Source organism: Nocardia inohanensis NBRC 100128, from assembly GCF_001612945.1.
Classification (GTDB): Bacteria; Actinomycetota; Actinomycetes; order Mycobacteriales; family Mycobacteriaceae; genus Nocardia; species Nocardia inohanensis.
The window spans coordinates 519,584-539,786 of sequence record NZ_BDBK01000002.1 but is presented as its reverse complement, the minus strand read 5'-3'; the positions used below and the strand labels follow the sequence as shown (position 1 = coordinate 539,786).

Here is a 20,203-nt window from a genome sequence, read left to right as displayed (position 1 = left end):
TCAATACGTGTCGATAGTCAGCGGGCTTCGGACGCGGTGCGTCGAACGATCCGCACCGCCAGCGCATGACGGCACGGCCCGCGGTTGCCGCGCGTCTCCGCCCACCAATCGCAGGTGCAGACGAAGCCGCCGTCCGCGCTCGAACGGACACGATGTGTATAGCCGCCCGACGCCACATCGGCCAGCTCGGGATCGCGGGCGTCCACGCGCACTCCCCCGGCGGCGACCAGCTCGCGCGCCGCCTTCAATCGTGGATTGTGCCGCTCGACCCGGCCTGCGGCATAAGGCAATTCGCGATGGTAGTGCGCCGCTTCGGCCATGTCGTAGCCGATCCGCCCGTCGACCCCGAGCCGCGTCAGGCCCGCCCGGACTCGTTCGATCGGCAAGCCGGAACCCGCCGCGAGATCACCGAGGTCGATGCGCGGGTCCCAGGCGAGCAGCACCGACAGCAACTCCGCATCGGCATCGGCGTCCGCATCGGCGAGCCCGTCCAAAACCGTTCCCTCACCGGAGAATCCGCGCCCCGCCTCGGGCGACAACGTGAGGGTGAGCCGCATTCCGGCCAGACCGATCTCCCAGGCGGAGGCCAGCAGCGGACTGCCGGCGGCGGCCGCCGGACCGTACAAGCGCAGCGAATCCGCATGCCGCAGTACCCGATGCAGCGCCGCCAGCCGCTGCGGACCCGGCAGGCACACCGCCCCCGGCGCGGGCCGCGAAGTCACCCGCAACCGCCCACCGGCCACCACCACCCACTGCCCGCCCCGGGACGCGGCACTGCCCGACCGTGGCAGCCCGCGCAGGAACCGCATCGCCTCGGCGGCGGAAACTTCGGCCTGGAGCTCGAAACCCGCTGTGATCACCTGCGTTTCGGCGAACCCCCGCAACCATCGATCCGGCAGCGGCACCTTCTTCTCCACCACCCGATCCCCCACCGTGGCCACCGCGAGCTCATCCGGCCCGACCGTCAAATGCAGCGGATCCCCCGCCCCCACCCCGTTCAACGCATCCCGCAGCGGCGAATTCACATCCACATTCGTTGTTCCCCAGCCGATTTCCCCATCCAGCCCGCCATCGAGCACATCGAGCCGCGCATGCACCCCGCAACAAGCCGAAAACGACTCGAACCGCAGCCGATCCCCATTTGCCGTCACCACCGGATCCAGCGAAGCCGCCCGCACCTGCCGCGGATCGTAATACCGCGCCCCCGCCACATCGGCCACCGCCAGCAGCCCGCACGCCGCCACCTCGGGCCGCGTCAGAAACCCCCGGAAGAAAGTCGGATTGGCCACCGCCCCGGCAGGCGTACTCCCCCCACTGGTCTGCAACCCGAGCAGATCCCGCCCGCCCGATCGCTCCAGCCCCGAAGGCCGAAGATACGTAAGTGAATGCACCGCAGTCGAACTCATGCGCCGAACCGTAGGTCCACCCACCGACAATCCAGCACCTGCCCCGCACCGCCAGATCGACTGTCGGCACCCCCGCCTACCCTGGCGTGGAACAGATTGGAGCCGTCATCGCCACCGTCACCGCATCCGCGGTCATCGCAGCCACTCCGGATCAGGTCTGGAACGCATTGCGAGACACCGGAAACGTGCACCATCGACTGCTACCCGGCTACGTCACCGACACCCGCGTCGACGGTGACACCCGCTACCTGAGCATGCCCGGCGGCTACGTAATCCGCGAACACATAGTCACCGTGGACGACGAAACCCGCCGCCTCGCCTATTCCGCGACAGACGGCTTCCGCCTCCCCATCACCCACCACCACGCCGCGTTCCAGGTCTTCGCCGAACCCGACGGCCGCGCCCGTCTGGTATGGATCACCGACGTGCTGCCGCACGCCGCCGCCGACGAAGCCCGGCTCCGCATCGAACGCGGACTCCAGGTAATCCGCGAAACCATCGAGCAAGCCGCAACCGCCTGACCTGCGACGACCCGCCCACCCCAAGATTGCCACGAATTCGCCCACTCGGTAGCCGTACTACTGGTAGGGCGGCTGTCGCGACCGCTGCCCGGCGAGGAATTGCCGCGGCACGCCTTCACAGATTCACGGCGCCTTCCGGAATGGCGCGACGTCGGCACGGAAAATGCTGTGTGCCAAGACTTTCCAGCGGCATCAATCACTGGGACCTATATCGTGGACCAACTCGTACTGTGGGCGCATACCCGCTATGTGCTCAGCGATTTCGGTGATCGGTGGTACCTGATCCAGCTCACCGTCACCGTCCGTGCCGGGCACGCCGACGCCGACGTGGTGGCGATCTCCGAGGGACTGGCGATCGCCGATCCGGCGGCGGAGTCCTACCGTCCGTTCGAGCTGTCCTGACGACCCTCGGGAGAGCGCGCAGCGGTAGGGTTCACCCCGCCGTCCCCGTATGGGATCGGCCGACCGCAGCCTGAGGAGGAAGCTGATGACGTCCGCCAACCCGACCGATGCGCATCCGAGCATTGCCGAATATCTCGCCGGTGCCGGTGTGGAGGCCACGCCCGTGGAGGCCGGGACCGCTGGTGCGCCGGTGGTGACGATCGCGGTGCCGGGTGGGTGGCAGCAGGTGCCGGCGCAGTTGTTCCCGGGGGCTTACGGGGTTTGGACGCAGGCGCCCGAGGGTGGGTGGGCTGATAACGCCGTGGTGTTGGTGGTGAAGTTCTCCAAGGCGGTGGATGCCAAGGAGCTGTTGAGTTTTGCGTTCGGGGATGCGCGGCGGCTGCCGGAGTGGCGGGACAGTGAGACCGATATCGCTGACTTCGGGGGGTTTCCGTCGGCGGGGATCACCGGGAATTACAAGGTCGAGCCGTTCCAGTTGTGGACTTATCACCGGTATGTGGTGGTGGAGAACGGGGCCGAGCAGTACTTGGTGCAGTTGACCGTCACCATTCGCGATGATCACGATGGGGCGGATGCGGCGACCGTTATCGAGGGGCTCAGCGTTTCCGTCTGACGATGGCGCTGACGTCCGGCTCGCTCAGTTCTGGGCGGCGAGCCGGACGAAGGCGGCGGTGTCGAGGGTTTCGCCGCGGGCGGTGGGGGCGATTCCCGCTGCGGTGAGGCGCTTTTCGGCTTCGACGGGGGAACCGGCCCAGCCGGAGAGGGCGGCGCGGAGGGTTTTGCGGCGCTGGGCGAAGGCGGCGTCCACGACGTCGTAGACCTTGCGGCGGAAGTCTTCGTCCTGAGGCCAGGGGGCGTCTTCGTAGCGGTCGATGCGGACCAGGCCGGATTCGACTTGCGGTACGGGCCAGAAGATTTGGCGGCCGACGGTGCCGGCACGGCGGACGGTGCCGAAGAAGCCGGCCTTCACGCTGGGGACGCCGTAGATGCGGCCGCCGGGGGTGGCGGCGAGGCGGTCGGCCACTTCCAGCTGGACCATCACCAAAGTGGTTCGGATGGTGGGTAATTCGGCGAGCAGGTGGAGCAGGACCGGGACGGCCACGTTGTAGGGCAGGTTGGCGACCAGGGCGGTGGGTGCGGCGGGGAGGTCGGCGCGGGTCACCTTCATGGCGTCCATGCCGACCACCGTCAGGCGGTCCGCCAGCTCCGGTGCGCGGTCGCGAACCGTCTCCGGCAGATGCTTCGCCAGGGTCGGGTCGATCTCGACCGCGATCACCCGGTCCACCACATCCAGCGCGGCCAGGGTCAGCGACCCCAGGCCGGGGCCGACCTCGAGGACCACATCGTCGCGCCCGACCCCGGCCGTGGCCACGATCCGCCGCATGGTGTTGGCATCGTGGACGAAGTTCTGCCCCAATTGCTTGGTGGGGCGAACCCCGAAACGCTCGGCCAGCTCGCGCACTTCGGCGGGGCCCAGCAGGGCGGCTTTACCTCGGCCGGCGTTCTCGGGTTCGGACATTCTGGAAAATCTATCAAACCCTGAGGTCAGGGCCGGGTCGGGGTGGCCAGAATGCGATCGCTGAACGCGCCGATGGCATCCCACATGGCCGGGCTCACCTGGGTGTGCGTGCCATTGCCGACGACCGTCTGGAAGTCCACGCCGTTGGCGGCGAACTGGGCGGCCAGCGCGGCGTGCAGCGGCGAGGGCACGGTGATGTCATTGGTGTTCAGCAGCAACAGGATCGGCGCGTCGTAACCGCTGGTCGGCACGGTCATATAGGTGTCGATGGCGGTGCGGAAGCGGTCGTCGTTCAACGGCTTGTTCACCAGATCGCCGATGCTCATCCCCTGTACCTCGGTCATGATGTCGCGGAAGCACAGCCCCGAGATCCGGTCCAGCGTCTGCTTGCCGCGCGGCGTCAGGTAGCTGTCGAGATCCAGCTCCGGATGGGTGGCGCGGAGCCCGGCCATGATGCTGACCACGAATCCGTTGACGCCGGTGCCGGCATCACCGGGGATCGCCGGCACGTACGGGCCGACGATCGGCGCGACCTTCTCGATATCGGAGGCCGGGTCGACGGCGATGGTGCCGCGGAAATCCAGGTCCGCGGCTTCGGCGTGCTGGAGGTTGGCCGCGCCGAGCGCGGCATGCCCGCCCTGCGAGAAGCCGGTGGCCGCCCAGGTGCGCGAGAGCTGCGGGTTTGCCGCGCGGGCCGCCTTGACCAGGTCGATGGTGGCGGTGGCCTCGGTGCGGATCTCCAGGTACGGGTGCGGGCCGGTGTCGAACCGTCCCAGGCCGAGGTAGTCGGGCGCGACGACGGCGAAGCCCTTGTTCAGGAAGTACTGGAGGATCTTGTCCTCGTTGGGGCGGCTGAATTTGGTGCTGGTCTGGCCGCCGCAGTCCGGGCCCATACCGGAGGTGCCGTGGTCGTAGGCCATGATCGGCCAGCCGCCCGCCGGGGCCGGGCCGTCCGGCACGAAGAGCGCGCCGCTGGCCTGCACCGCTTCGCCGTTGGAGCGCGTCGTCCAGTAGTCGATGACGGTCCCGTTGGGCAGCCCGCGGAATCCCTCCGGGGCGGAGACGGTTTCGATCACGCTGCCCGCGGTCGCGGCCTGCGCCGGAACTCCCGGCAGCACCAGCAACGCACCCGTGGACGCCACGGCCGCGGTGAAAATCCGCGTCCGCCAACCGAACAACCGCATGAAACCCTCCATCAGCCCCGACCCATGATCAACAAACCCGGTTGATCGTATCTATTTGAACAACGGTCCAGTTTAAATAGTCTCTGGCAATTTGCTACCGGTACGGACCATTGACGCGCCCTGAAACTTGTTCTAATTTCTCGCCATGTCGCGCAGATTTGATGGACGTCGGGTACTCGTCACCGGAGCCGGGTCCGGCATCGGCCAGGGCATTGCCCTGCGCCTGCTGGCCGAAGGCGCACACCTGGTGGCGGCGGACGTGAGTGAAAACGGGCTGGCCGCAACGGTGGAAGCGGTTCCGGCGGAGCAACGAGAAAAGCTGAAGACGCTGATCCTGGATGTTTCGGATCCCGAATCGGTAGCGGCCGCCACCGCGGACGCCTTCGAATTCCTCGGCGGTTTGGACGTTCTGGTGAACGCGGCGGGCATCATGCGCGCCGGGCACACCCACGAACTGCCCCTCGATACCTGGAACAAGGTGCTCGCGGTGAACCTCACCGGCACCTTCCTCATGGTGCAGGCGGGTATTCCGAAGCTCCTGGATTCCCCGCACGGCGGCGTGATCGTGAACTTCTCGTCGACTTCGGCGTTCGGCGCGGCGCCGTATATGGCCGCCTACACCGCGTCCAAGGCCGGCATCAACGCCCTCACCCACACCATCGCCCTGGAATACGTGAAGAAGGGCTTGCGCGCGGTCAATATCGTCCCCGGCGGCATCGGCACCAGCCTCACTGCGGGCCTTGATCTTCCGGCCGACGCCGACTGGAGCCTGATGGCCCGTCTCCCCGGCTGGCTGGAGGGCGGCACCCTGGGCAAGCCCGAGGACATCGCAGGCGTAGTGGCCATGGTGGCTTCGGACGACGGCCGCTACATGACCGGCACCGAACTCCGCGTAGACGGCGGAGCGCTGATGTAGGGGGTCTTCGCCCCACACCCAGAAGAGAAAGGGGGTTGAGGGTTTCAGCCCCCGGCCCCCTTCTGTCAGCTGATACCCAAGCGGCTGGTACAGGCCGGCCAGGCACCCCAGCCCTGCCGCGCCCGCGTCACTTCGGCAATGGCGATCTGCTCTTCACGAGTAGCGAGGTCGGCGCGCGGTGCGTACCGGGTCCCGCCCTGGCGCTCCCAGGTGGACTGGTCGAACTGGATACCGCCGTAGTAACCGTTGCCGGTATTGATCGCCCAGTTCCCGTTCGACTCACACCGCGCCAGCGCGTCCCAGGTGGTCCCGTCACGCACCTCGGGCACCTCGGTCCCGGGCTTGGCGCCCTTGCGGATGGTCTTGGGCGCGGCCGGCGTGATCACGGTCGACTTCAGCGGATCCTTGCCCGCCTCTTTGCCGTTCACGATGGAGACCGCGAAGGTGACGTCCTGCACGCCGGGGACGCCCGGGTTCTCGACGATGGTCCGGCTCATATTGAGCGTCGGATCCTCGATGATGTTCTCGGTCGGCTCCAGCGGCACCCGTTCGGTGCGGTTCTGCACGATCTTGCGGGTGACGGTGATCTTCATGCCGTCGCGCAGCACGGTATCGGCCGACGGTTCCACGAAGTCCTGATTGATCAGCGGCCGGCCTTGCAACTCCAGCAACTGCCCCACGGTCGGCGCGGCCAGCCGCACCAGCGAATGCGCGCCGCCGTTGTCGGCGAGCTCGACCGTGCGCGGATTGGTGATCAGCAGCTGCGCCCCTTCGAGCGGCAGCGGGGTCGGCCGCGCGGGCGAGGTGAACACGTCACCGGGCAGGTTCAGCTTGACCACCGCCTCGGCCACGGTGAGCGCCGTCGTCCACGCCTTGGAGGGCGAGCCGTCCACGATGAGGGAGACCTCGCGGGCCCGGTTCAGCGTGATGGTGCCGCCGTCCGCGACTTTCGAAGCGGCCGAAGGCGATACGTCGTCGCGTTCGGTGATTCCGTACCCGGCGTCCTTCAGCACGCCGCGCACATCGCCGAACATGGTGTGCTGGACGATTTTCTGCCCGTCCACCATGACCGTGACGGTCTTCTTGTTCATGATGGCCAGGCCCGCGCCCACGGTGAGCGTGACGAGCATCGCCGCGATAGCTCCGTAAAGGAGCGGCGATCGCGACGAGTTGATCTTCGTCAGTGCGTTCATCGGAAATCCCGGCATGGTCACAGTACGATAACGAGAGGTTTAGCGGTTCACAAGGGATCCGCGCCGAACAGGGCTATCGAAGATCACGGAACGATATCGCCCACCAGGCGAATCACGATCGCGACACAGCATAGTGAGCTATCCCACACAGCGCGAATCGGGCGGGGCGTTTCGCACCAAAGGTGTGAAACGTGAAAAAAGGTGCGAGAGGCCGCTTTCCGCTAGATGCCGTAGACCCGCCGCGCATTGGCCGTGGTGATCTTGGCCAGCTGCGCCGGATCCTGTTCCCGCAACTCCGCCAGCGCCCGCACCGTGTACGGCAACAGATACGACTCGTTGGGCGCACCCCGGAACGGATGCGGGGTCAGGAATGGCGCGTCCGTTTCGACCAGAATGTGGTCATCCGGAACGAGTTTCGCCGCTTCCCGCAATTCATGCGCATTCTTGAAACTCACCGTGCCGGAGAAACTCAGCACGTATCCCTGCTCCACGCAGGCCAGCGCCATGTTCGCGTCCGACGAGAAGCAGTGGAAGATCACCTCTTCCGGCGCGCCCTCGTCCAGCAGCACGGCGAGCAGATCATGATCGGCCTCGCGATTGTGGATCATGAGCGGTTTGCGCAGCCGCTTGGCGAGGTCGATGTGCCAGCGGAAACCCTCGACCTGCGTCTCGATATCCGCGCAGCCCTCGAGCTTGCCCGGCCAGTAGTAGTCGAGACCGGTCTCCCCCACCGCCACCACACGCGGATCCGCGGCCAGCTGTTCCAGCTCGGCCTTGGCGGCGTCGTCGAGGGCGTTGGCGCGCGTCGGATGCAGCGCCACAGCCGCGTACACCCGGTCGTCCCAATTGGCGGCGCGCACCGCGAACCGGGCGGCCTCGATATCGTCGGCCACGGTCACGATCTCCCGCACGCCCACCGCGCGCGCCCGATCGACCAGGGCGGCAACCGCTTCCGGCGTGGTCGCGCCGCACGCGTCTATATGGGTGTGGGCGTCGATGAGCGGCGACAGCGGTTCGGGCGGTGCTGGCGCAGGTCGGCGGCTGCTCTTTGCGGACACGCCGTTTAGAGTAGACAGCACCATGAGCGCATCCGAACGCCCCGCCTTCTACATCACCACGGCCATCGCGTACCCGAACGGCGCCCCGCACATCGGGCACGCCTACGAGTACATCTCCACCGATGCGCTGGCCCGCTTCAAGCGGCTCGACGGGTTCGACGTGTTCTTCATGACCGGCACCGACGAGCACGGTCAGAAGGTGCAGCAGGCCGCCAAGGCCGCGGGCCTGCCGGAGCGGGAGTACGTCTCGGGCAATTCGGATGTGTTCGAGCGCATGGACAAGACCCTCGACGTGTCCTTCGACCGGTTCATCCGGACCACCGACGCCGACCATCACGCCGCGGCCATCGCGATCTGGGAGAAGATGGCCGCCAACGGCGACATCTACCTCGACACCTACTCGGGCTGGTACTCGGTGCGTGACGAGGCGTTCTACACCGACGAGGAGACCACCGTCCTCGAGGACGGCACCCGCATCTCCACCGACACCAAGACCCCGGTGGAGTGGACCGAGGAGTCGAACTACTTCTTCCGGCTCTCCAACTACCAGGACAAGCTGCTCGAGCTGTACGAGACGCATCCGGAGTTCATCGCGCCCAGCACCCGCCGCAACGAGATCGTGTCGTATGTGAAGGCGGGACTGAAGGATCTGTCCATCTCCCGCACCACCTTCGACTGGGGTGTGCCGGTGCCGGGCGATCCGGCGCACGTGATGTACGTATGGGTGGACGCGCTCACCAATTACCTGACCGGCGCGGGCTTCCCGGATGTCGAGTCGGAGCAGTTCCGCAAGTACTGGCCGGCCGACCTGCACATCATCGGCAAGGACATCACCCGCTTCCACACCGTCTACTGGCCGGCCTTCCTCATGTCGGCCGGAATCGAGTTGCCCAAGCGCGTTTTCGTGCACGGGTTCCTCTACAACAAGGGCGAGAAGATGTCGAAGTCGGTCGGCAATGTCGTCGACCCGACCGAGCTGGTGGACACCTACGGGCTCGATGCGGTGCGTTTCTTCCTGCTGCGCGAGATCTCCTACGGGCAGGACGGGTCCTACAGCCACGAAGGCATTGTGGGACGGATCAATTCGGATCTGGCCAACGAATACGGCAATCTGGCGCAGCGCTGCCTGAAGATGGTCGGACGCGATTTCGGCGGGGTCATGCCAACCCCGGGCGAATTCACCGCCGACGATCAGGCGCTGCTGGATCGCGCCAACGGCTTGCTGGAGAAGGTGCGGGCCGAATTCGACCAGCAGCAAATCCATTTGGGGCTGGAGCAGTTGTGGCTGACCCTCGGTGAGACCAACCGCTACTTCTCCGCGCAGGCGCCGTGGACGCTCGCCAAGGCGGGCACCGCGGAGGCCACCGAGCGCGAGGGCACCATTCTCTATGTGACCTCCGAAGTGCTGCGCATCGTTTCGATTCTGGTGCAGCCGGTGATTCCGGCGTCGGCGGGCAAGATCCTGGATCTGCTCGGGCAGACCGGGCGCGATTTCGCCGATATCGGGACGCCGTTGAAGGGCGGGATCGCATTGCCGGAACCGCAGGTGGTGTTCCCGAAGTACGTGGAGCCCAAGGCTTGAGCCTCAATCGGGCAGCCGTGCCGGTGTCAGCATGAACAGCTGATACTGGCGGTCGTTCGGATGCCATGAGTTGTAGGACCGCATGGTGAAGGCCAGGCGGCCGCCGTCCGGGGTTCGGACCAGCGCGGTCGCCCGGTTGTACGTTTCCTCGTCCATTTCGGTATTCCACATGGATTCGAATTCCGGAATGGCGCTGCGACAGGTCTCCAGAATCTCCGCCAGCCGCACCGGATCGGCGATGCCGGGCGCGCTGGTCTTGAGGATGTAGACCAGGCGATGCACGATCTCGTACCAATTGATCAGGCTCGCACGGGCTTCCGGCACGGTGGCCATCTGCTCGAGTACGTTCGTCGGGCGAGCGGCATCCGGCGGCGCGGGCCGCAGCCACGGAAACGCCTCCTGGGCAACCTGGTTGGCGGCCAGCACTTCGTACTCCGGGAACTTGTGATAGAACGCCGGAAACGGAAAGCACTCGATATGGTCGAGGTCTTCCTGACTGAGTTCCGGCGGCCATTTGCCCACCGCGAGGGTGGAGATGCCCGGGAGCGCCAGGGTCGCCATCTTTTCCATGAGCCACACGGGCGCGTCCATGGCCCGGCACCAATCCTCGAGCCGGCTGCCGGAGAGCGGCCGTTCGCCCTTCTCCAGTTTCCGATACAGCGACAGGCTGATGAACATCCGCTTGGCCACATCTTCCTGGGTCAGGCCCAGGCTCTCCCGCCGGTACCGCATATACGCTCGCAGCAACGGCTTTTCCGTCCCCTGATCGATCGCACCCAGCACGGGGTCGGACGATACCCGATACCGAACTGAAGTCACCCGCCCGCAGCGCCGGTCGCAACGTATCGGCGCGTCCGCCGATAATAAGGAAGCGGTTGATCTCGGTTGGGCGAAAGAGGGCAGGGCATGCGGGAGCAGCGGGTGCGGGCGACATTGCAGCGCACCAGTTTCGACGAGCGGCATCGCGCCGCCCGGGACGCGGTACTCACTTCGCAGCGCGGCCGTTTGATCGAGGCCATGGTCGAATGCGTGGAAGCCAAAGGCTATGCCGCGACCACCCTCACCGATCTGGTGGCGCGGGCCCGGGTTTCGCGCAGCACCTTCTACGAGCACTTCACCAACAAGGAACAGTGTTTCGTCGAGGCGGTGCACGCGGGCATGAATATCGTGCAGAAGCGCATCACCGACGAACTGTCGCAGCTGCCTCCCGATGCCGATGCGCTGACCCGCATCGAATCCATCGTGTACACCTTCTGCGAAACCGTCGCCACCGAACCGGATTTCGCGCGCTTGATCCTGGTCGAATCGTTCAAGGTCGATGCCAACGCCGTCGGCTTCCGGGACCAGGCCGTCGACAATTTCGCGGCGCTCTACCGCGTCTTCCACGACCAGGCGCGCCGGACCGATCCCGGGCTGCCGGAGTTGTCCGACACCATGATCGCCCTCATCCCCGACGCCATCGGCGAGCGCACCCGCCGGGTCATCGTCAGCGAAGGCGCGAGCCGGGTGCCCGAACTCGCACCGACCTTCATCGAATTCGTGCACGCCGTACTGGGATTCGCGAAGAACGGTCAGTGACCGGAGTTCAACAGGCCGCGATCGACGAGTCCCAGCACCCGGGAGAGCGCGAATTCGAGCGCGGCCGGGTCGGCGGCGAGGGGACCGTCGAGCAGTAGTCCGGCCAGGCCGTGCACCGCGGACCAGGCCGCGATCTCCGCGCCGGGCCGGTGCCGGGGATCCAGCAGCCCGGCGGCCTGCGCCTGGTCCAGCACCTCGCCGAGGATGGCGTACGGGTCGGCGGCGCCGGCATCGGCGGACGGTTCGGGCTCGGCGTGCGCGCCGTACGCGGTGCGGAAGAGTCCGGTGTGGGTCAGGGCGAAGTCGATATAGGCCGCGCCGACCGCTTCCAGGCGGCGGCGGGGATCACGGGTGCGGGCGATGCGGCGGCGCATCTCGGCGGCGAGTTCACCGCGGGCCTGCCGCGCCACCGCGGCCAGCAGCGCCTCGCGGTCGGCGAAGTGCCGATAGGCGGCCGAATGGGACACCCCGGCGACGCGGGCCGCCTCGCGCAGCACCACCCGGTCGGGTCCGCCGTCCCGAGCCAGAGCCACCCCGGCCTCGATCAGGGCCGAGCGCAGCGCGCCATGGTGGTACGGCTTGCCGGAGTTCGCGGCGGGTCTCATGCGGACAGGATCGCATATCCGGCGGGGATGTTGACAGCGGTCACATAGGATCCCATACTCGAATGTGACCAGTGGTTACTTTCCTGATCGCCGTCTTGCCGCCTCTCGAAAAGTGCAGACATGAACAAGGTTTCGATCGACAGCCCGTATGCGACCGGCGCTTCCCGGCAGGCCATCGAGGCCGCGTTGGTCGCCGCGGGACGCGACCCCGCGCGGCTGACACCGGCGGATCTGGCGCTGGTCGAGGACTTTCACACCATGGGCCGCATCGCCACCCTGCGGTTGGTGGATTCGGCGGGCCTCACCGCCGGCAGTCGGGTGCTCGATGCCGGCAGCGGAATCGGCGGGACCGCCCGGTTCGTCGCCGATCGATACGGCTGCCGCGTTCACGCCGTGGATATCACCGCGGACTATTGCGCCACCAATGCGTGGCTGAATCAGGTTGTCGGGCTGGCCGATCGGATCGTCGTCAGCCAAGGAGACGTCACCGCAGTGCCTTTCGACGACGCGAGTTTCGATGTCGTTCTCAGCCAGCATGTTCAGATGAACGTCGCCGACAAGGTCGGTCTCTACCGGGAAGCCCGCCGGGTGCTGGTACCGGGCGGCAGGCTCGCCCTCTGGGACATCACCGCGGGCGCCGGGGCGGCCGGCTTTCCCCTGCCGTGGGCGGACCGGCCGGAGCAGAGCCGCCTGGTCGCACCGGATCGACTGCGGGACACCATCGAGGCAGCGGGTTTCGTGATCGAAGAGTGGAACGATCTCACCACCGAAGCGGTCGCGGTGATGCGAGCAGTCCTGGCATCGCCGCCCGATTCCGTTGGCCTGCAAGCCTTCGTCCCGGACTTCGCGACCAAGGCGGCGAACCTCACGCAAGCCCTGGACGACGGGGGGCTGCGCGCCGTCCAGGGCCTCGCTCACGCGAAGTGATCGGTCACTGTGCGGACAGGGAGCTGAAGAGACTCCCGAGCGGGTTCCCGCTGAAGGAGCCGGTGCCACCGCCGGACGGCGTGCAGTCGGCCACGGTGACCGTGGTCGTCTTGCTGCTGACGACTTCCTGAACCGCCTTCAGGGTGTGCGATCCGGCCCCGGACGGGGTCCAGGAGAAGGTGGCTTTTCCATTGGCCGGCTTGGCTTTTCCGACCTCGGTGCTGCCGTCGGTCAGCGTGACGTCGAACAGGAACGAGGTGACCGTGACATCGACGGTCACGGTGTAAGTCTTTCCGGCGCAGAACTTGTCGCCGGATACGCTGATTCCGGTCACCAGCGCACTGGCGTTGGGCGCGGCCAATACCGCGGTGGCGGCCAGGGCGGCGAAAGCGGTCGCGCCGAACCCGGCGCGGTGGAATGTGGACATCGATGTGCTCCTTCGGTACTCACACCTGCGTGAGTGAGGTGAAACGATAGTGCTTCACCCATTGGCGGGTGCGGATTTCGAAGAAGCCGATCGATCGAACTTCGAGTTCAGCGCGCCCACGGTGCGATGACGGGCGGCCGGCCGGGGATGAGACCCTGACCGCCGACCGGGAGCACGACAATGGCCTCGAAGGGCTCCGAATTCGGATTGGCCATGGCGAACTGGGTATGAGCGGGAACGATGAGCGCGTCCCCGGCTGCGACGGTGAGGGTTTCGCCATTCATGACGACGTTCATCGAACCCGCGAGGGCGATGAAGATCTCCTCACGGTCGAGGGCGTGCGGCGGGGCGTCGACACCGGGCTTGATGGCCAGGCGCCAGGCGCAGTTCTCTTCCGAACCGCGACTGGGGGCCGCCAGGCCGATGAAGGAGGCGTGGTCGTTCTCGAAGCGCGGGGCCTGATCGGCGGTGATGTGCGGCATGACTCTCCTGTGCGCGGTGAGGTGTTGGGTGCGTCGACTATTGGGCCCAGGGCGGGCTGACCCGTTCGCCGCCGGGGGCTTGGGCATAGGCGCCCACCGGGAGGATCGCGACGGCTTCGAGGGATTCGTCGCCCGGCACGGCCAGGCGAAAGACGGTGTTCGCCGGGATCACCAGGGCGTCACCGGCCACGAAGTCGCGGGTCTCGCCGTCGATGGTGACGGTTCCGCGGCCGGCGACGGCGATGAAGATCTCCTCGCGCGAGACCGCGTGCTCGTGGCCGGGATTGCCGGGGTGCAGCGTGAAGCGCCAGACGCTGTTCTCGGTGGATCCCCGGCTGGGTGCGGCCAGGCCGACGGCGGTCATGAGGGGGCCTTCGAAGACGGGTGCGTCGGCGGACTTGATGAGTGGCATGCTGTGACTCCTAGTATTCAACCAAGGTGTTCAACTAAGGTGTTCAACTAAAGTTGAAGATATCGGAACGACGAGAGAAGAGTCAAGGATGGATTTCGGAATCCTGCTCGGCCAGGCGTACCAGGCGTTCGTACAGCAGCTGCACACCGAGATGGCGAGCCGCGGCCACCGCATGCTCGGCGCGTCCTACGGCTACGTCCTGCGCGCCCTGTCCGAGAACGCGCTCACCGCAAGCCAATTGGGCGAACAGCTGGGCATCACCGCCCAGGGCGCGGCCAAGGTCGTCGACGAGATGGTGCGGAACGGCTACGTGGAGCGCCGCCCCGACCCGGCGGACAAGCGCGCCAAACTGCTGCACCTCTCCGAGCGGGGCCACGACATGCTCGACACCGTCCGCACCTTCCACGCCGATTACGAGCGGGCCCTGATCGAGAAGCTCGGGGCGGAGCAGATCGCGACGGTACGGGCGGTACTGGGCGAGATAGTCGGCACCGCAGCCGCTTCCGGATCGGAGCGCGTCTTCCGCCCACTATGAGGTGAGCGCCGCCGCGAGCTGCTCGGTGCAGTGAACCTCGATCATGGGACTACTGGGGTGTCAGGCGGGTGACGGTGCCCAGGAAGCTGGTGACGTAGGCGGACTTGGGGTCCCAGCCGGGGCCCGAGCCGAAGCGGACGGAGCTGGAGAGCGGGAGGTTGTCGGCGATGGTGCAGGTGGCGGAGGTGTCGGGGTCCAGGCGGACGATGCGGCCGGCCAGGTTGAGGGCCACGTAGACGGCGCCGTCGGGACCCACGGTCAGGTCGTCGGCGGAGTTCAGGGGGCCGAAGCCGGGCAGGGTGTAGCGGACGGGGTCGGCGTTGGGGTGGTCGATCGAGACCGCGGCGATGGTGGTGTTCATGTCGAAGGTGGTGGAGACGAACAGCTTTCGGCGCACCGGGTCGTAGGCGAGACCGTTGGTGGAGGTCAGGCCCGGAGCCAGGACGCGGGTGGTGCGGTCGGGGGCCACGGCGGTGAGGGTGGTGGTGGCGCCCAGATCCTTGCTGACCACGAAGCCGCCGTCCGGCAGCAGGGCGAGGCCGTTGGGCATGCGCAGGCCGGTGGCCACGGTGCTGAGCGCGCCGGTGGTCAGGTCCAGGGCGACGACCGTGCCGTCGGTGCTGTCGGTGAGACCGGCCTTGGTGCTGTTGCCGGTATTGATGTAGGCGGTATTACCGGAGACGACGATGCCGCCCGGCGAATCCACTTGTGCCGCAGCGGAATGCTTGCCGTCCGCGCCCAGTCGCTGGACGCCGCCGCCGGTTCCGGTCAGCGAGGTCTCCGACAGCAGCAGGCTGCCGCGGCCGTCGAAGGCCAGATTCTCCAGCAGGCCATAGCCGCTCGCTACCGTTGATTTCGTCCAGGTGCCGCAGCCGCCCGGTGCCGTTTCGGCCGCCGCCACGCCCTGCGCGGCCATTGCCAGTGCCGCGCACAATTGCACGGCCGCAATGCCTTCGGCCAGTACCCGCCTGATTCCCATCAGGACAAACTAGTCAGTAACACCGACATATTCCATGATCGATTTCATTACGATCGCGATGACGGCGGGTACGGGAGCTCGCCCGTACCCGCCGTCGCCCCTCCCACCCCCTCGAGCAGTTTTCGGGGCGGGGGGCGGATCGTCAATTGCGGCGACCGACACAAACTGTGCGGTCTGCTCCGGTGGACAGCGGGTGGCGGTTGCGGGAACTTGGAGCACCGAACAGGTTTCAGCCCCGCGCGGCCGAAACCCGGTGCCGCCCAGACAGTTTCGGTCCACGATTTCTGTAACCGAGAGTTACATTCGCATTCCGCAGGACCCGAGGTGAGGTCCCTCACAGGGAACCCTCGCGTTCCTATCCCCCACCGGCACCGATTGTCACCACGCACAATGTCTCAGACGATTTCTGTAGATTCGACCGGTCGCAGGTCCAGTTACCGTCCGGTAGCCTCATCTCGGTCACAGTTTCGGATTGCCATTCTTCGCACTTTCAGGAGTCCCCAGTGCCGCATTCCCGATTCGAGTCGATCGGCGCGTATCTGCCGACGAAACGCGTCACCACCCAAGAACTCGTCGCGCAATTGAAAGAGACCCCCGGCTTCGATCTCGAACGCATCACAGGCGTTAAGGAGCGTCGCTTCCGCGACACCAGCCCGGACAATCACGAAGACTCCTTCACCCTCGCGATGAACGCGGTAGAAGACTGTCTCTCCAGGTCGCAGTATACGGCAAGCGATATCGACGTCATCATCTCGACCTCGATCACCCGCAGCAAAGACGGCACCAAAATGTATATGGAGCCGTCTTTCGCCGGTTCCATCGCGAAGGCCATCGGCGCGCGCACCGATGTCATCACCTTCGATCTCTCCAATGCCTGCGCCGGAATGCTGACCGGCACCTACATTCTCGACCGCATGATTCGCTCCGGTGCCGTGCGCCGCGGAATCGTGGTCAGCGGTGAGGCCATCACCCCCATTGCCGAGACCGCGGTCGAGGAAATCACCGAGAAATACGATTTGCAATTCGCCTCGCTAACCGTGGGCGATTCCGGCGCCGCCGTGGTGCTCGACCAGGCCGTGGACGACAAGGACAAGATCCACTACATCGAGCTCACCACCGCCTCGGAGTACTCGCACCTGTGCCTGGGCATGCCCAGCGACAAATCCCAGGGTGTCGCGCTGTACACCGACAACCGGAAAATGCACAACGAGTCGCGGTTCCTGCTGTGGACCGACACCCAGGGCGGCTACCTGGAGGGCGAGGGCCGCACCTTCGCGGACGAGAACTTCGACTACATGATTCACCACCAGTTCGGCGCGGGCGCGATTCCGTTCATCAACGCGATCGCCGAGCGCGAGTTCGGCGCGCCCATGCCGCCGGATCTGAATGTGCTGGAGAAGTACGGAAACACCTCCACCACTTCGCATTTCATCGTGCTGCACGATCAATTGAGCCAGCAGAGCATTCCGTCCGGATCCAAGATCCTGATGGTTCCCGCCGCCTCCGGTGTGGTCGCGGGATTCCTGTCCACCACGATTTCGTCGCTGAAGGTCTGAGGTCAGTCATGGGTGTGCGCATCAAATCCACCGGCGTCGGCCGGGCCACGGACGACTTCAGCATTGTCGAGCTTTCGGCGCGGGCGGCGCGACAGGCCATGGAGCGGGCGGAGATTCGGCCCGATCAGGTCGGCGTACTGATCAACGCGGGCATCTTCCGCGACTCCAATACCGTGGAGCCCGCGGTGTCGGCGCTGATCCAGAAGGCGGCCGGAATCGGGCTGGACTACGAGAAGAGCGATCCGCGTTCGTTCTCCTTCGATCTCATGAACGCCGGTGTGGGCGTGCTGAACGCGGTGCAGGTGGCGCAGTCGGTGCTGGAGACCGGGAGCGCGTCGCATGTGCTGATCGTGTCCGGCGATACCCATCCGTCGATGCGGCGGGCGGCCGCCGACGACGAATTCCCCTACGCGACTTCGGGTGCCGCGCTGCTGCTGGAACGCACCGACGAGGCCGAGGGCTTCGGGCGGGTGCACACCGCCACGGCTCCGGGCACGCCGGGCATTCAGTCCTATGTGGATGTGAACACCATGGGCAACCGTGGTCGTGAGCTGATGACCGTGGAGCGCGAGGCCGACGCCGAAGGCAGGCTGCTCGGGCTGGCCGCCGAGGTGGCCCGGACCGCGCTCGCCGAGGCCGGGATCGATCTGAGCACCACGGCGCTCATCGCCTCCACGCCGAGCGACGCCTTCCCACTGGAGCTGGCGGGCACGCTCGGAATCGAGGCCGGCGCGGTGTTCCGTCCCGACCTGTCGCAGGGCGACCCGCACACCGCGGCGCTGCCGCTGGCCTACGACCTTGCGGCCGAAGCCGATTCGCTGCGCGACTACAGCCACGTCCTGTTCGTCGCCGCCGGCGCCGGTCCGTCGGCCGCGGCGGTCGTCTACCGTCTCCCGGCGCCGGTCGGAGCCACCGCGTGACAGTGGCGACCTACTGGCAGGCCATCGACCGCTTCCGGGCGGTCGTGGCCGAGGACCCCGAGCGGGAAGCCGTCATCTATCCCGACGGCAAGACCGCCGCCGGGCTGCCCGACTACCGGCGGCTCACCTACCTGGAGCTGGACCGCTGGTCGGACACCATCGCCCAGCGGCTCACCGCCGCCGGGGTGGGCACCGGCACCCGCACCATCGTGCTGGTGCTGCCCAGCCCCGAGCTGTACGCGATCATGCTGGGCCTGTTGAAGATCGGCGCGGTCCCCGTGGTCATCGACCCGGGCATGGGCCTGCGCAAGATGCTGCGCTGCCTGCGCGCCGCTGACGCGGAGGCCTTCATCGGCATTCCGGCCGCGCACGCCGCACGCGTCGTTTTCAAGCGGTACTTCAAGGATGTGCGCGCCACGGTCACCGTCGGCCGCCGCTGGTTCTGGAGCGGACCGACCTTGGCGAGCTGGGGCAGGGTGCCGAACGGCGCTGTGCCGCAAGCGAGCCCGGAACCCGCGCCCGCCGACGCCCCGCTGCTCATCGCCTTCACCACCGGCAGCACCGGGCCCGCCAAGGCGGTGCAGATGACGCACGGCAACCTCAGCGCCATGGTCGATCAGGTGGATGCCGCCCGCGATCGGGTCGCGCCCGGCACCTCGCTCATCACCCTGCCGCTGGTCGGCATTCTCGATATGCTGATGGGTTCGCGCTGCGTGCTGCCGCCGCTTATCCCCAGCGCGGTCGGCTCCACCGATCCGGCGCACGTGGCCGACGCGATCAACCGGTTCGGGGTGCGGACCATGTTCGCCTCCCCCGCCGTGCTGATCCCGCTGCTGCGGCAGCTGGAACGGACCGGCACGAAACTGCCCACGCTGCACAGCATCTACTCCGGCGGCGCACCCGTCCCGGACTGGTGCATCGCCGGGCTGCGCCGAGTGCTGGCCGAGGACGCGCAGGTGCACGCCGGGTACGGCTCCACCGAAGCGCTGCCCATGTCGACCATCGAATCGCGGGAGCTGCTGGGCGGGCTGGTCGAGCGCGCCCATCGCGGGGAAGGCACCTGCATCGGACGGCCGGCCGAGGGCGTGCGGGCGCGGCTGGTCGCCATCACCGACGAGCCGCTGCCCACCTGGGAACAGGCGCGGCAGCGTGAGGCCGAGCTGGTGGCCACGCGCGGTATCGGCGAACTGGTGGTGGCGGGGCCGAATGTGAGCACCCACTACTACTGGCCGCAGACGGCGAATATCGCGGGCAAGATCCGCGACGGCGAGACGGTATGGCATCGCACCGGCGATCTGGCCTGGATCGACGACGAAGGCCGGATCTGGTTCTGCGGGCGCAAGAGTCAGCGTGTGCAGACCGCCGCGGGGCCGATGTTCAGCGTGCAGGTCGAGCAGGTCTTCAATACCGTCGCTGGCGTGGCGCGCACCGCGCTGGTGGGCGTCGGGGCGCGCGGACAGCAGCAGCCGGTGTTGTGCGTGGAGCTGGAGAACGGCGCGGACCCGGACGCGGTATCGGTGGAGTTGCGCAAGCTGGCGCTGGAATTCGAAGTGACCCAGCCGGTTTCGGTTTTCCTGTTCCATCCGAAGTTTCCCGTCGACATCCGCCACAATGCCAAGATCGGCCGCGAACAGCTGGCCGTCTGGGCCGCGGGCCAGCTGGGAAAGGACGAGGGGAAATGAAAACGACCGCACTGCGGGCTGTTCCGGTACTCGGCTGGCTGTATGTGATCGCCGGACTGGTGGCCGTGCTGGCGAATCGCGCACCCGCCAATCGATTCCTGCGCGCGGTGTGGTGGATCGATGCCTTCCTGAGCATCGTGGTGCATGCGGCGCAGATCCCGGCCGCCCTGCGCGCCGCCGAGGGCAGTGACCGGTCGGCCGTCGAAACCGCGGTCATGACACAGATTTTCGGACTCACCTGGTGGAAGACGCAGGAGCCGGCATGAGCGGTCAGGTCCCGGAGGAGGCAGCCCGCGTAACCGCGCAGGGGGCCCGAGCA

22 protein-coding genes and 1 pseudogene are annotated in these 20,203 nt (G+C 66.9%); 12 read left to right on the top strand and 11 right to left on the bottom strand.

The genetic code is table 11. The features are described 5' to 3' along the window. Positions 1-17 precede the first annotated feature (17 nt). The gene (locus tag NI1_RS08780; protein WP_067816638.1) at positions 18-1,406 is read right to left on the bottom strand and encodes an SWIM zinc finger family protein; all 1,389 of its coding nucleotides are present in this window, start codon (positions 1,404-1,406) and stop codon (positions 18-20) included. Between the two features lie 86 nt (positions 1,407-1,492). Here NI1_RS08780 and NI1_RS08775 point away from each other — a divergent pair, with 86 nt between their 5' ends. The 3 genes and pseudogenes from NI1_RS08775 (at position 1,493) to NI1_RS08765 (ending at position 2,942) form a co-directional block, all read left to right on the top strand. Beyond that, complete coding sequence (locus NI1_RS08775; protein ID WP_218026715.1) at positions 1,493-1,927, top strand: SRPBCC family protein; 435 nt, start codon at positions 1,493-1,495, stop codon at positions 1,925-1,927. A 54-nt stretch (positions 1,928-1,981) separates the two neighbouring features. Beyond that, positions 1,982-2,329: pseudogene (locus NI1_RS37055) on the top strand (LpqN/LpqT family lipoprotein); the annotation flags it as partial. Between the two features lie 85 nt (positions 2,330-2,414). After that, positions 2,415-2,942: an LpqN/LpqT family lipoprotein gene (locus NI1_RS08765; protein ID WP_169815555.1), complete on the top strand. Its 528-nt coding sequence runs from the start codon at positions 2,415-2,417 to the stop codon at positions 2,940-2,942. Between the two features lie 24 nt (positions 2,943-2,966). Here the strand turns inward: NI1_RS08765 and rsmA are convergent, their stop codons facing one another. Together rsmA and NI1_RS08755 are read right to left on the bottom strand one after the other, a co-directional pair. Further along, complete coding sequence (gene rsmA, locus NI1_RS08760; protein WP_067816628.1) at positions 2,967-3,848, bottom strand: 16S rRNA (adenine(1518)-N(6)/adenine(1519)-N(6))-dimethyltransferase RsmA; 882 nt, start codon at positions 3,846-3,848, stop codon at positions 2,967-2,969. Positions 3,849-3,874: 26 nt separating this feature from the next. After that, complete coding sequence (locus tag NI1_RS08755) at positions 3,875-5,032, bottom strand: alpha/beta fold hydrolase (protein ID WP_067817979.1); 1,158 nt, start codon at positions 5,030-5,032, stop codon at positions 3,875-3,877. A gap of 145 nt (positions 5,033-5,177) precedes the next feature. Between NI1_RS08755 and NI1_RS08750 the strand changes: the two genes are divergently transcribed. After that, the gene (locus NI1_RS08750; RefSeq protein WP_067816625.1) at positions 5,178-5,948 is read left to right on the top strand and encodes an SDR family NAD(P)-dependent oxidoreductase; all 771 of its coding nucleotides are present in this window, start codon (positions 5,178-5,180) and stop codon (positions 5,946-5,948) included. 65 nt (positions 5,949-6,013) lie between these two features. Here NI1_RS08750 and NI1_RS08745 read toward each other — a convergent pair whose 3' ends face one another. Together NI1_RS08745 and NI1_RS08740 are read right to left on the bottom strand one after the other, a co-directional pair. Next, complete coding sequence (locus NI1_RS08745; RefSeq protein WP_067816622.1) at positions 6,014-7,141, bottom strand: resuscitation-promoting factor; 1,128 nt, start codon at positions 7,139-7,141, stop codon at positions 6,014-6,016. Between the two features lie 221 nt (positions 7,142-7,362). Continuing rightward, positions 7,363-8,223, bottom strand: a complete 861-nt coding sequence (locus tag NI1_RS08740; RefSeq protein WP_067816619.1) for a TatD family hydrolase — start codon at positions 8,221-8,223, stop codon at positions 7,363-7,365. Here NI1_RS08740 and metG point away from each other — a divergent pair. Beyond that, positions 8,222-9,781, top strand: a complete 1,560-nt coding sequence (metG, locus tag NI1_RS08735; RefSeq protein WP_067816617.1) for a methionine--tRNA ligase — start codon at positions 8,222-8,224, stop codon at positions 9,779-9,781. The two genes, NI1_RS08740 and metG, sit on opposite strands and share 2 nt — an antisense overlap. A 3-nt stretch (positions 9,782-9,784) precedes the next feature. On the opposite strand, the gene NI1_RS08730 is transcribed toward metG, so the two are convergent. Further along, positions 9,785-10,564, bottom strand: coding sequence for an MmyB family transcriptional regulator (locus NI1_RS08730; RefSeq protein ID WP_067816614.1), 780 nt, complete (start codon positions 10,562-10,564; stop codon positions 9,785-9,787). Positions 10,565-10,687: 123 nt separating this feature from the next. On the opposite strand from NI1_RS08730, the gene NI1_RS08725 reads away from it, so the two are divergent. Further along, positions 10,688-11,359 carry a TetR/AcrR family transcriptional regulator gene (locus NI1_RS08725; RefSeq protein ID WP_067816611.1) on the top strand — a complete coding sequence of 224 codons (672 nt, stop codon included), beginning with the start codon at positions 10,688-10,690 and terminating at the stop codon, positions 11,357-11,359. Here the strand turns inward: NI1_RS08725 and NI1_RS08720 are convergent. Next, a complete protein-coding gene (locus NI1_RS08720; protein WP_067816608.1) occupies positions 11,353-11,964 on the bottom strand; it encodes a TetR/AcrR family transcriptional regulator in 612 nt (203 codons plus the stop codon). The two genes, NI1_RS08725 and NI1_RS08720, sit on opposite strands and share 7 nt — an antisense overlap. Before the next feature lie 120 nt (positions 11,965-12,084). Between NI1_RS08720 and NI1_RS08715 the strand changes: the two genes are divergently transcribed. Further along, positions 12,085-12,891 carry a class I SAM-dependent methyltransferase gene (locus tag NI1_RS08715; protein ID WP_067816605.1) on the top strand — a complete coding sequence of 269 codons (807 nt, stop codon included), beginning with the start codon at positions 12,085-12,087 and terminating at the stop codon, positions 12,889-12,891. Positions 12,892-12,895: 4 nt separating this feature from the next. Here NI1_RS08715 and NI1_RS08710 read toward each other — a convergent pair whose 3' ends face one another. From NI1_RS08710 to NI1_RS08700, 3 genes are all read right to left on the bottom strand, one after another. Beyond that, positions 12,896-13,318 carry an Ig-like domain repeat protein gene (locus tag NI1_RS08710; protein ID WP_067816603.1) on the bottom strand — a complete coding sequence of 141 codons (423 nt, stop codon included), beginning with the start codon at positions 13,316-13,318 and terminating at the stop codon, positions 12,896-12,898. A gap of 107 nt (positions 13,319-13,425) precedes the next feature. Then, complete coding sequence (locus NI1_RS08705; protein WP_067816599.1) at positions 13,426-13,800, bottom strand: cupin domain-containing protein; 375 nt, start codon at positions 13,798-13,800, stop codon at positions 13,426-13,428. A gap of 37 nt (positions 13,801-13,837) precedes the next feature. Further along, positions 13,838-14,212 carry a cupin domain-containing protein gene (locus NI1_RS08700; protein WP_067816596.1) on the bottom strand — a complete coding sequence of 125 codons (375 nt, stop codon included), beginning with the start codon at positions 14,210-14,212 and terminating at the stop codon, positions 13,838-13,840. A gap of 88 nt (positions 14,213-14,300) precedes the next feature. Here NI1_RS08700 and NI1_RS08695 point away from each other — a divergent pair, with 88 nt between their 5' ends. Next, complete coding sequence (locus NI1_RS08695; protein WP_067816592.1) at positions 14,301-14,747, top strand: MarR family winged helix-turn-helix transcriptional regulator; 447 nt, start codon at positions 14,301-14,303, stop codon at positions 14,745-14,747. A 49-nt stretch (positions 14,748-14,796) separates the two neighbouring features. Here NI1_RS08695 and NI1_RS08690 read toward each other — a convergent pair whose 3' ends face one another. Continuing rightward, complete coding sequence (locus tag NI1_RS08690) at positions 14,797-15,726, bottom strand: SMP-30/gluconolactonase/LRE family protein (protein ID WP_067816589.1); 930 nt, start codon at positions 15,724-15,726, stop codon at positions 14,797-14,799. A gap of 503 nt (positions 15,727-16,229) precedes the next feature. On the opposite strand from NI1_RS08690, the gene NI1_RS08685 reads away from it, so the two are divergent. The 4 genes from NI1_RS08685 to NI1_RS08670 are packed head-to-tail and all read left to right on the top strand — an operon-like array spanning position 16,230 to position 20,150. Next, the gene (locus NI1_RS08685) at positions 16,230-17,282 is read left to right on the top strand and encodes a 3-oxoacyl-ACP synthase III family protein (RefSeq protein ID WP_067816587.1); all 1,053 of its coding nucleotides are present in this window, start codon (positions 16,230-16,232) and stop codon (positions 17,280-17,282) included. 8 nt (positions 17,283-17,290) lie between these two features. After that, positions 17,291-18,202, top strand: a complete 912-nt coding sequence (locus NI1_RS08680; RefSeq protein ID WP_067816584.1) for a beta-ketoacyl-[acyl-carrier-protein] synthase family protein — start codon at positions 17,291-17,293, stop codon at positions 18,200-18,202. After that, positions 18,199-19,884 carry a fatty acid CoA ligase family protein gene (locus NI1_RS08675; protein ID WP_067816581.1) on the top strand — a complete coding sequence of 562 codons (1,686 nt, stop codon included), beginning with the start codon at positions 18,199-18,201 and terminating at the stop codon, positions 19,882-19,884. Before NI1_RS08680 ends, NI1_RS08675 begins: the two co-directional genes overlap by 4 nt. Continuing rightward, the gene (locus NI1_RS08670) at positions 19,881-20,150 is read left to right on the top strand and encodes a hypothetical protein (RefSeq protein WP_067816579.1); all 270 of its coding nucleotides are present in this window, start codon (positions 19,881-19,883) and stop codon (positions 20,148-20,150) included. Before NI1_RS08675 ends, NI1_RS08670 begins: the two co-directional genes overlap by 4 nt. Positions 20,151-20,203 lie beyond the last annotated feature (53 nt).